8 protein-coding genes are annotated in these 11765 nt (G+C 32.0%); 3 read left to right on the top strand and 5 right to left on the bottom strand.

The window, feature by feature from the left end:
* The first annotated feature begins 114 nt into the window (after positions 1-114).
* On the top strand, positions 115-1098 hold the full coding sequence (locus CD129_RS11415) for a DUF1002 domain-containing protein (RefSeq protein WP_078356339.1): 984 nt from the start codon (positions 115-117) through the stop codon (positions 1096-1098).
* A 41-nt stretch (positions 1099-1139) separates the two neighbouring features.
* Here the strand turns inward: CD129_RS11415 and alsT are convergent, their stop codons facing one another.
* From alsT to parE, 3 genes are all read right to left on the bottom strand, one after another.
* The gene (gene alsT, locus CD129_RS11410; protein WP_078356338.1) at positions 1140-2711 is read right to left on the bottom strand and encodes a glutamine transporter AlsT; all 1572 of its coding nucleotides are present in this window, start codon (positions 2709-2711) and stop codon (positions 1140-1142) included.
* A gap of 85 nt (positions 2712-2796) precedes the next feature.
* The gene (gene parC / locus CD129_RS11405; RefSeq protein ID WP_107510105.1) at positions 2797-5211 is read right to left on the bottom strand and encodes a DNA topoisomerase IV subunit A; all 2415 of its coding nucleotides are present in this window, start codon (positions 5209-5211) and stop codon (positions 2797-2799) included.
* Complete coding sequence (parE, locus tag CD129_RS11400; protein WP_078356336.1) at positions 5211-7214, bottom strand: DNA topoisomerase IV subunit B; 2004 nt, start codon at positions 7212-7214, stop codon at positions 5211-5213. Before parE ends, parC begins: the two co-directional genes overlap by 1 nt.
* A 201-nt stretch (positions 7215-7415) precedes the next feature.
* Here parE and plsY point away from each other — a divergent pair, with 201 nt between their 5' ends.
* The gene (plsY, locus tag CD129_RS11395) at positions 7416-7997 is read left to right on the top strand and encodes a glycerol-3-phosphate 1-O-acyltransferase PlsY (protein WP_239710313.1); all 582 of its coding nucleotides are present in this window, start codon (positions 7416-7418) and stop codon (positions 7995-7997) included.
* 13 nt (positions 7998-8010) lie between these two features.
* The gene (locus CD129_RS11390) at positions 8011-8310 is read left to right on the top strand and encodes a HesB/YadR/YfhF family protein (RefSeq protein WP_078356334.1); all 300 of its coding nucleotides are present in this window, start codon (positions 8011-8013) and stop codon (positions 8308-8310) included.
* 53 nt (positions 8311-8363) lie between these two features.
* Here CD129_RS11390 and menI read toward each other — a convergent pair whose 3' ends face one another.
* Positions 8364-8810 carry a 1,4-dihydroxy-2-naphthoyl-CoA hydrolase MenI gene (menI, locus tag CD129_RS11385; RefSeq protein ID WP_078356333.1) on the bottom strand — a complete coding sequence of 149 codons (447 nt, stop codon included), beginning with the start codon at positions 8808-8810 and terminating at the stop codon, positions 8364-8366.
* Between the two features lie 90 nt (positions 8811-8900).
* The gene (acnA, locus tag CD129_RS11380; protein WP_115337484.1) at positions 8901-11606 is read right to left on the bottom strand and encodes an aconitate hydratase AcnA; all 2706 of its coding nucleotides are present in this window, start codon (positions 11604-11606) and stop codon (positions 8901-8903) included.
* Positions 11607-11765 lie beyond the last annotated feature (159 nt).

The following is an 11765-nucleotide window of genomic DNA, read 5'->3' as shown; positions in this document are numbered from 1 at the left end:
TGTATTTTCCCATATCTCAAACCTCATTCTGAAGACCTATTACATATTATACAATTGATGATAATATAATGATAGATATTTTTAATATCAATAACATTGAGGATGTGCAAACATATGAAGAACATGAAACTATATATATTAAGTATTTTATCTGTTTTACTACTTTCAACAATTTTATATCCGAAACACCAAGCTCAAGCTGTAACTGAGGAAGCATGGGATAATGCGGTTACTGTTTATGGAGCAGCTTTAGAAAATAATCCATCTGCTAAAGATACAACATCAAACTTATTAGGTTCTAAAAACAGTGATAAAACAACTTACGTTAATGCTGATGATTTAAATAAGTATTTAAATATGCAATCATCGAATGATGTTTTAAAATCAAGTATCCGAATTACTAAAACATCAAAAGGTAGTGGACTAAACTTAAACATAAATCAAGATCAAGGAAAAATCACAAAAGTCACAGAAGATACTTATAAAAATGCTTTAATGACTGCTGGTATCAAGGATGCTGACGTTACAATCGCTTCAAGTGAAGATGTAACAGGTGAGAGTGCTCTAGCAGGTGTTTACAAAGCCTTTGAAGCACAAGGAGAATCAGTCGATTCAAGCAGAACTCAAGTTGCTCAAGAAGAATTATCTACTATTAATCAAATATCTGATGAAAATAGCAATCAAGAAGGTTTTTCACAATCACAATTAAATAAGACGATTGCAGAATCTAAACAAGCTGTAGCAGAAAAATCAGGGAATGTTACAGTGAATGAAATTACAAATATCGTAAATCAAAAAATTGAAGACAATGGTTTAACTAATATTATTAGTGACAATCAAATAAACATGATAGTAAACGTCATTGATAAAGCGCAACAAGATGGTGTCTTTAGTGGTGAAAATGCAAAAGACTTTATCAATAACTCAAAAGATTATGTTAATGATCTAGTTAAATCAGATGATTTTAAAAATGCAAAAAAAAATGCAGAAGATCTAGGTAATAATATCAAAGATAAATTACAAGATGAAGGCTTCTGGGATAAAATAGTAAATGCAATTAAAGATATCTTTAATTCTTTAACTAACCTTTTCAAATAATAAAAAGCACAATTCAAAATGAATTGTGCTTTTTATTATTGTTATTTATCTTTATTATCATAGTCATCATCAATATTTTCAAAAGTATTTTCTTTAGGTTCTTCATACTTTGTATCAATATCTGATGTTTCTTGCTTTCTTACTTTTTTATCTTTTTTTGTTTCTTTTTTGTAAGGATTATCTCCCCATGCTTCAATATTACTAAAGTTTGCACTTAAATTTTCAATTTTAAATACAGGATTTAATTTGCGTTTTCTTTGTGCTCTATAGTCTTTTGCAACTTCAAACACAACTGTAGCAAGTCCGAATAATGCAACTATATTAATAATTGCCATTAATCCCATAAATAAATCAGCTGTATCCCAAACTGTTTGAACTTGAATAACTGATCCTACAAACACCATTCCTACAACTAATATTCTAAAAATAAACATGATGATTTTATTTTTAGTTAAATATTCAATGTTTGATTGACCGTAATAGTAGTTACCTATTATTGAAGAAAATGCAAACATAAATACTGCTATTGTAAGGAATATACCACCAAATTCACCTACATGAGTTGTAAGTGCTTGTTGAGTTACTGCTACACCTTGTTCTGCATCTGGACCAAATTGTAAGTCTGTGTATAGTAACAACATTATAGCTGTTGCTGTACAAATAACCATAGTATCGAAAAATACACCTAATGATTGGATTAAACCTTGTTTAACAGGATGACTTACTGCTGCTGTTGCTGCTGCGTTTGCCGCAGAACCCATACCTGCTTCATTTGAGAATAAACCACGTTTAATACCTTGCATAATAGCAAAGCCCATAGCTCCACCGAATGCTGGATGAAGACCGAATGCACTTTTAACGATATTTTGTATCATTGGCCAAACTTGATCTATATTTATTACTAAAATATAACCAACTAATATGATGTACCCAATTGCCATAATTGGAACAATAAATGAAGATACAGTAGCGATACTTCTAACACCGCCAAATATTACTAATGCTGTAATGACAGCCAAAATAATACCAGTAATGACGTTAGAAAATTCATATTGTTCGTTTAAAGATGCTGCTATAGTATTAGATTGAACTGTATTGAATACAAATGCAAAAGTGACTGTGATTAGTACTGCGAATAAAACACCTAACCATTTTTGTCCTAATCCATGTTCTATGTAATAGGCTGGTCCACCTCTATATCCGCCTTCTTTATCTTTAACTTTATATACTTGAGCTAATGTTGCTTCAAAGAATGCACTTGCTGCACCAATAAAAGCAATGACCCACATCCAAAATACTGCTCCAGGGCCACCTAAAACTATTGCTGTTGCAACACCAGCAATGTTACCAGTACCAACTCGTGAGGCTGCACTAATCGCGAAAGCTTGGAAAGAAGAAATACCTTTTCTTCCATCTTCTAGTGTTTCGGGTTTTTCAAAAATCACTCTAAACATTTCTGGTAACCATCTTAGTTGTACAACTTTAGAACTTATTGTAAAGAAGACACCAGCTAGTAAGAGTAAGAAAATCAAGTTTTGAGTCCAAATTAAATCATTACCCCATTGCACAAAGTCATGAAACCAACTTGGGATATAACTATCAAAATTCTTCAAAGAAATCCCTCAATTCTAATTAATATAATCATAATAAATCGCTATCATGATTTTACCATGTGCGATTAATTATGACTATATATTTTTATTCGATTGCTTTTTCTTCAAAATAAGCACCAATGACTTGTCCAAAATCATTTTCATCAACAATAAATCTACCGTTTGTATATCTTTCACTATAGTTAAAATCTTTCATATTAACTTTCACACGATCTTTTTCTGATAAAATGACACATGATTCATCTTCTGAACTTGTCAGTGCATTGATAATTGAATGTGATTTAGATTTTAATTCTTTTAATATCATTAAACCACGTTGGGCTCTTTTGGCTGGTACAAATTGATCAGCTTTCATTCTTTTCACTGAACCACGATTCGTAATGATTAATACCGATTGATTATCTGGTAATGTATCTGTCATAACAACATTATCATTTTCTTTTAAATTTATAGATTTAACGCCTGCTGCTTTTAATCCAATATCAGACAATTCGTCAGTATCATAAGTTAAACTCATTCCTTTTTCTGTTATAACTGTAATAAGTTCATCTTCAGTAATTTTCAATACAGATACGACCTCATCGTCCCCTTTAAGCTTAATTGCAACTAAAGGTCTCGTAATTCTTGAAGCTTTAAATTTATCATTTGTTGATTTCTTAATCATACCGTTTTTAGTAGCAATAATATAATTAGAATCCTGTTTGAAATCTGTTTCTTTATAAACAGAAATTACTCTCTCATCATCACTTATAGGAATCATTTGTGATATATGTTTACCTAAATCTTTCCATTTTAAGTCAACAATTTCATGTACAGGTATAAATAAATAATTACCTTGAGATGTGAATACAATTAAGGTATCTTGAGTATTCATCTTTTCGTGCATTAATAAGTAGTCTCCATCTTTAAGACCCACTTCTTCAACTCCACTAGCAATATAACTTCTGTTAGATGTACGTTTAATATAACCATCATGTGTTACTGAAACAATTGTTTCTTCGCTAGGAACGAGTATTTCTTTTTCGATTTTAATTTCTGAAATTTTTTCTTCGATTATAGTTAAACGATCATTAGCAAATTCTTTGCGAACAGCTCTTAATTCATTTTTAATAACTTTTAATAGTGTTTTTTCATTTTGAAGAATATCATTAAGTCTCTCTATAGTCTTCTGTAATTCATCAAATTCGTTTTCAAGTGAAACTATATCTGTGTTTGTAAGTCTATATAATTGTAGCATTACGATAGCTTCAGCTTGTTCTTCAGTAAAATCATATTTTTCTATTAAATTTTCTTTAGCGTCACGTTTATTTTTTGATGCCCTAATTGTTTCTATTACTTCGTCTAGAATAGATAATGCTTTAATCAAACCTTCTACAATATGCATTCTCTTTTCAGCTTGTGATAATTCATATTGTGAACGTTTAGTCACAACTTCTTTTTGGTGTTCTACATAACTTTCTAGTATTTGTTTTAATCCTAGTAATTCTGGACGTCTCTTATTAATAGCTACCATATTGAAATGATATAGAACTTGTAAATCAGTATTTTTATATAAGTAATTTAATACACCTTCACTGTTTACATCTTTCTTAAGTTCAATTGCTATCCTTAAACCGTTTCTGTCTGTTTCATCTCGAACTTCAACTATACCTTCAATTTTCTTATCTGCTCGTAGCTCATCTATTTTCTTAACAAGTGTTCCTTTGTTTACTTCAAAAGGTACTTCAGTGACAATAATTTGTTCACGTCCACCTCTAATCGTTTCAATTTCAACTTTACTACGAACTACTATTTTACCTTTACCTGTTTTAAAGGCTTTTTTTATACCGTCTAATCCTTGTATAATACCACCTGTTGGGAAATCTGGACCTTTAATATGTTCTATTAATTCATCTATTGTTGTACTAGGTTTATCAATTAATTTCAATGTTGCATCTATTACTTCACCTAAATTATGTGGTGGAATATCCGTTGCATACCCGGCTGAGATACCAGTTGAACCATTTACTAATAAGTTAGGGTATCTAGCTGGTAACACCATTGGCTCCATTGCAGTATCATCAAAGTTTTGTATATGATCTACTGTTTCTTTATCTATATCTTGTAAAAGAACTTCAGCCAACTTACTTAATTTTGCTTCTGTATAACGCATTGCTGCTGGAGGATCATTATCAATACTACCGTTGTTACCGTGCATTTCTATTAGAACATGTCTTAATTTCCAATCTTGGCTCATACGAACCATTGCTTCATAAACAGAAGTATCACCATGTGGATGATAATTACCAATAACATTACCAACAGTTTTAGCACTTTTTCTAAAGTTTCTTTCAAATGTATTGCCGTCTTTATACATTGCAAATAAAATTCTACGTTGTACAGGTTTTAAACCGTCACGTACATCTGGAAGTGCACGGTCTTGGATAATATATTTACTGTATCTACCAAATCTATCACCTATAACATCTTCTAAAGGAAGGTTTTGAATTTGTTCAACCATTAATTAACTTCCCCCTCAATTGATTCTACCTCGTCATCTAATACTTGAATATCATCACTTTCAAGTATACTTTGGTCTTCTTGCATACCAAATTGAACATGTCTTTCAATCCATTCTCTACGTGGTTCTACTTTATCACCCATTAATGTTGTAACTCTACGTTGTGAGCGAACTTCATCATCAATACTCACTCTTATTAATGTTCTCGTTTCTGGGTCCATTGTAGTCTCCCATAATTGATCGGCATTCATTTCACCTAAACCTTTATAACGTTGTAAAGTGAATCCTTTACCAATTTTTTTCATTAATACTTCTAAATCCTCGTCTGTCCAAGCGTACTCAATCTGCTTACTTTTCCCTTTACCTTTTTCTAATTTATATAAAGGAGGTAATGCGATATAGACTTTTCCAGCTTCTAATAACGGTCTCATATATTTAAAGAAGAATGTAAGTAATAACACTTGAATATGGGCTCCATCAGTATCTGCATCGGTCATTATAATTACTTTATTATAATTACTGTCTTCAATACTGAAATCAGCGCCGACTCCTGCTCCGATAGTATGAATAATCGTGTTAATTTCTTCATTTTTAAAAATGTCATCTAATTTAGCTTTTTCAGTATTAATTACTTTACCTCTTAAAGGTAAAATTGCTTGGAATTTACGATCTCTACCTAATTTAGCTGAACCACCTGCTGAATCACCCTCAACAAGATAAAGTTCATTTTTCTCAGTGTTTTTACTTTGAGCTGGTGTTAATTTACCAGACAACAATGTTTCTTTACGTTTATTTTTCTTTCCGTTTCTTGCCTCTTCACGTGCTTTTCGAGCTGCTTCACGTGCTTGAGAAGCTTTAACAGCTTTTTTAAGCAATGATTTTGATAGTTGCCCTTTTTCTTCTAAATAGAAAGGAAGTTGATCAGACATTACTGAGTCCACAGCAGCACGGGCTTCAGTAGTACCTAACTTAGATTTAGTTTGTCCTTCAAATTGTAATAAATCTTCAGGAATTCTAACTGATATGATAGCGGTTAAACCTTCACGAATATCACTACCGTCTAAGTTTTTATCTTTTTGTTTAAGTTCGCCAATTTTACGAGCATATTCATTAAATACTCTTGTAAAAGCTGTTTTTAATGCTGTTTCATGTGTACCACCATCTTTAGTACGTACATTATTAACAAAGCTCAAAATCGTTTCAGAATATTGATCATTGAATTGAAAGCTAATATCTACTTCTATTTGATTAGATTCACCACTAAACATTGCTACATCATGAAGTACATCTTTACCTTCATTCAAATATTTAACAAATTCTTTAATACCATCTTCATAATGGTAAGAAATTTCTCTTGGCTCATCGCCTCTTAAATCGCTTATTTTAATTTTCAATGCTTTCAACAAGAATGCAGACTCTTGTAATCTCTCGCACAGCGTATCAAAATTATAATGTGTAGAAGTCTTAAAGATTTTAGAATCCGGTTTAAAATGAACAGTTGTACCAGTTTTACGTGTTTTCCCCTTTTTCTCTAATGTTGTAACTGGTATCCCACCGTCTTTAAATGTTTGCTTATAAATATAACCTTCTCTATATATCGTTACTTCCAACCATTCACTTAAAGCATTAACTACTGATGCACCTACACCGTGTAAACCACCAGATGTTTTATATCCACCTTGGCCAAATTTACCCCCAGCATGGAGTACTGTAAAAATAACTTCTGGAGTTGGTTTACCAGTCTTATGTAATCCTGTTGGCATACCTCTACCATTATCCGACACAGATATACTATTATCTTTATGAATTGTCACTTCTATTTCAGTTCCAAATCCATTTAAAATTTCATCAACAGAGTTATCTACTATTTCATATACTAAATGGTGAAGTCCTCGAACATCTGTTGAACCAATATACATTCCGGGTCTTTTTCTAACTGCTTCTAACCCTTCAAGTACTTGTATTGAATCTTCACCATATTGAACTTTTGCTTGTTTATTCAATATTTCTCCTCCTACAAACGTACGTTCGTTTCTTTTACTATACATTAGTTATTTTGTTATAAATCCCTAGAAAATGCAAGCCCTATCCCAAATAGTGGTACAATTTCACTTTACATTATGACCACATTAGCATATTTTTAAATAGTAACCGATAATCAGTTATGGTAAACTATTAGTACCTGCTATCAAAGGAGTGTTTCAATAATGACATTTGTTGTTATTATACTTAGCTACTTAGTTGGATGTTTCCCAAGTGGCCTCGTGTTAGGTAAATTATTTTATAAAAAAGATATTCGACAATTTGGAAGTGGCAATTTAGGTGCCACAAATACATTTAGAGTATTAGGGAAAAAAGCTGGATTTCTTGTTATGTTTTTAGACATATTCAAAGGTTTCATTGTAGTTTTCTTTTCATTATGGTTTAATGTAGATATTCCTAGTATATTCATAGGTATTTGTGCAGTTATCGGTCATGTATTTCCTATCTTCTTGAAATTCAAAGGAGGTAAGGCTGTTGCCACAAGTGCTGGCGTCATTCTTGCTGTGCACCCATTATTACTCATAACACTAGCATTTATATTCTTTATAATTTTATATTTAACAAAATATGTATCATTATCTAGTATCTTAGCAAGTGTATGTTGTGTAATTGGCGCAATATTCATAGGTGACTTAACTTTCTTCATCGTATCAGTTGTCATCATGATTATTCTACTCGTTAGACATCAATCCAATATCGTAAGAATATTCAAAGGAAATGAACCAAAAATCAAATGGATGTAAAGGAGAATGCACTATGAATTTAGAAATTACTGATAAAGCAATCGAATGGTTTAAAGATGAATTAGAATTCGGTGACAATCAAGCATTAAGATTTTTCGTTCGCTATGGCGGTGAATTTCAATTAAAACAAGGCTTCTCACCAGCTTTTACTGTAGAACCTTTAAGTTCTTCAGAAATAGGCTTTAAAGATGTTAAAAATGACATTCCGTTTTTTATTGATGAAAAAGATTTATGGTACTTTGAAGGTAACGATTTAGTAATTGATATAAACGATAATGGAGAAATTAAATATGAAGTTAAAACTTCAAGATAAACTATAAAAAGCAGATGTATTTCGTTAATCAAGCGAAACACATCTGCTTATTTTTATAACTTACGATCAATACCTTTTTCAGTTTCTTCATGAATTTTCATATACGCTTCATGCCACTCAGGAAAACTTTTATCTAATCTAATCGGTCTATTTGATCCTTTTTTCAAGCAAACATGTGTTGTTGACCCAGTAGAAACAACTTCTCTATTCTCATTTAAAATCTCATAAGAATATATGGATCTGATTGGTGAATAATGTGAAATCCAAGTTTTAATAATAACTTTTTCAGGATAAGTTATTGATTGTTTATACTTAATATTCAAGTCTACTACAGGTGAAATAATACCTGCCTTTTCCATATCTGCATAACTAAAACCAGCTTTATAAATATAGTCTGTTCTTGCAACTTCAAACCATATTGCATAATTGGCATGGTATACAACACCCATTTTATCTGTTTCTGCATATCTTACATCTATTGGTGTTTCACTATAAATCATACTTCTATCCCTCTTTCTAAATTCCTTAACCTAATCATAACACAAATAGAAAAACAACTACCTAAATAAATAGGCAGTTGTTTGAAATTATTAAGCTAATTTGTTTCTTAATACCATTTGTAAAATGCCACCGTGTCTATAGTAATCAATTTCAACTTCTGAATCGAATCTTGCTAAAGCTTCGAATTCAGTTACTTTACCATCTTCACTAGTTGCAGTAACTTTCAGAATATCACGAGGTTTAACACCTTCATGAATCTCTACTGATACTGATTCTCTACCTGTTAAACCTAAGCTATCTGCTGATTCACCTTTTTTAAATTGTAAAGGTAATACACCCATCATAACTAGATTTGAACGGTGAATACGTTCGTAACTTTGTGCGATTACTGTTTTAACACCTAAAAGATTAGTACCTTTAGCTGCCCAGTCACGAGAAGATCCCATACCATAGTCATTACCAGCAAATACACATAAGCCAACGCCATTTTCTTGATATTTCATTGAAGCATCAAAGATAGGCATAACTTCTTCTGTTGGCCAATAAGTTGTATATCCACCTTCAGTACCTGGAGCTAATTGGTTTTTGATACGAATATTAGCAAACGTACCTCTCATCATTACTTCATGGTTACCACGACGAGAACCATATGAGTTAAAGTCTCTTATCGCAACGTCATGATCTTGTAAGTACTTACCAGCTGGTGTATCTTTACCAATCGCACCGGCAGGAGAAATATGGTCTGTTGTTACTGAATCTCCAAATTTACCCATTACTCGTAAATCACTTAAAGGTTGAATATCTTCTGGTACTTTAGATAAACCTTCAAAGAATGTTGGGTTTTGGATATAAGTTGAAGTTGGATCAAAGTCATATAATGGTTGATCTGTTGTTTCAATTTGATTCCAAACTTCATTTGATTCAAATACTGATTTGTATTCTTCTCTAAATAATTCAGGTGTAACTACAGAAAGAACTGTATCTTTAACTTCTTCAATTGATGGCCAAATATCTTTTAAGTAGACATCTTCGCCATTTTTATCTTTACCTAATGGATCTTTTTGTAAGTCAATATTTACTGTTCCAGCTAATGCATATGCTACTACTAATTGTGGTGAAGCTAAGTAGTTTGCTTTAACTAAAGGATGAATACGACCTTCAAAGTTACGGTTACCAGATAATACAGAAGTAACAAGTAAATCTTCATCAGCAATTGCTTTTTCAATTTCTGGCAATAAAGGACCTGAGTTACCAATACAAGTCGTACAGCCATAACCTACAAGGTTAAAACCAAGTTCATCTAAATATTGTTGTAAACCAGCATCTCTTAAATAACCAGTTACAACTTTTGAACCAGGTGCTAATGATGTTTTAACGTAATCAGGCACTTTTAATCCTTTATCAATTGCTTTTTTAGCTACTAAACCTGCACCTAACATAACATATGGGTTTGAAGTATTCGTACATGATGTAATAGCTGCAATAGCAATATCACCAGTAGTCATAGAAGTCTTCTTACCATCTGCTAATTCGATGTCTACAGTTTTGTCGAATTCTGATTTATCAAATCCGTGACCTTGGTTACCTGCTGGAGCAGTAACTGAATCTACGAAGGATTCTTTCATATTGCTTAATTTGATTAAATCTTGTGGACGTTTAGGTCCTGATAATGAAGCTTCTACAGTAGATAAGTCTAAATTCACAACATCAGTATATGTTGGTTCTACTTTTTCAGCTTTGAAGAACATATTATTTTCTTTTAAATATTTTTCTACAACTTGTACTTGTTCTTCAGTACGACCAGTTAAACGTAAATAACTTAATGATTCTTCGTCTACTGGGAAGAAACCACATGTTGCACCATATTCAGGCGCCATGTTAGCAATTGTTGCTCTGTCTGCTAAAGGTAATTTTTCAACACCAGGACCAAAGAATTCTACAAATTTACCTACTACGCCTTTTTTACGTAATTCTTCAGTAACACGTAAAGCTAAGTCAGTAGCTGTTGTACCTTGAGGCAATTCGTTAGTTAATTTAACACCAATTACTTCTGGAACTGGGAAGTATGAAGGTTGTCCTAACATACCAGCTTCGGCCTCAATACCACCAACACCCCAGCCAAGTACGCCAATACCATTAATCATAGTAGTATGAGAGTCAGTACCTACTAAAGTATCAGGATATGTTACAAGTTCATTATTTTCTTCTCTTACATGTACAACATTTGCTAAATACTCTAAGTTAACTTGATGAACAATACCTGTAGCTGGTGGAACAGCACGGTAGTTGTCAAATGACTTCGTTGCCCAGTTTAAAAACTGATAACGTTCAATATTACGTTCAAACTCTAATTTCATATTCATTTCTAATGAATTAGGTAAAGCGTAACTATCAACTTGTACAGAGTGGTCAATTACTAAATCAACAGGAACTTCAGGGTTAATTTTAGAAACGTCTCCGCCAACATCATCCATCGCTTTACGTAATGAAGCTAAATCTACTACTGCAGGTACACCTGTGAAATCTTGTAAAATAACACGTGATGGTTTAAATGGTACTTCTGCATTTTCATCGTTAGATTTACCCCATTTAGCTAAATTCATGATGTGTTCTTCTTTTATTACACGTCCGTCAAATTGTCTTAATACTGATTCTAATAATACGCGGATAGAATATGGTAATTTATCAACATTAGATAATCCTAATTCGTCTAACGTATTCAAGCTATAAAACGTGTAAGTTTTACCGTTCAATTCAAAAGACTTTTTAGATTGTTCTTTTAAACTTGAGCTCATTTTTGTTCCCCCTTTAAAATTGTGCAAGTTAATGCTTCATATACAATTGTATAATCAATACTTTAGTAAAACAATACATTACACTTAAAAATAAGTATATTTATCATTCAAGTTTATGATATGGAACTATAAGTTTTACTTATGTATATTTAATTATAC

The sequence above is a fragment of the Mammaliicoccus fleurettii genome (assembly GCF_003970575.1).
Lineage (GTDB): Bacteria > Bacillota > Bacilli > Staphylococcales > Staphylococcaceae > Mammaliicoccus > Mammaliicoccus fleurettii.
Note: the sequence above shows the minus strand (reverse complement) of the source record. Positions and strands in the feature narration are given on the sequence as shown.

Excerpts from the sequence above, each read along its gene's own strand:
- CD129_RS11415 (WP_078356339.1), top strand. The coding sequence starts at position 115 with ATGAAGAACATGAAACTATATATATTAAGTATTTTATCTGTTTTACTA.
- parC (WP_107510105.1), bottom strand. The coding sequence starts at position 5,211 with ATGGTTGAACAAATTCAAAACCTTCCTTTAGAAGATGTTATAGGTGAT.
- CD129_RS11390 (WP_078356334.1), top strand. The coding sequence starts at position 8,011 with ATGAATTTAGAAATTACTGATAAAGCAATCGAATGGTTTAAAGATGAA.
- menI (WP_078356333.1), bottom strand. The coding sequence starts at position 8,810 with ATGATTTATAGTGAAACACCAATAGATGTAAGATATGCAGAAACAGAT.
- acnA (WP_115337484.1), bottom strand. The coding sequence starts at position 11,606 with ATGAGCTCAAGTTTAAAAGAACAATCTAAAAAGTCTTTTGAATTGAAC.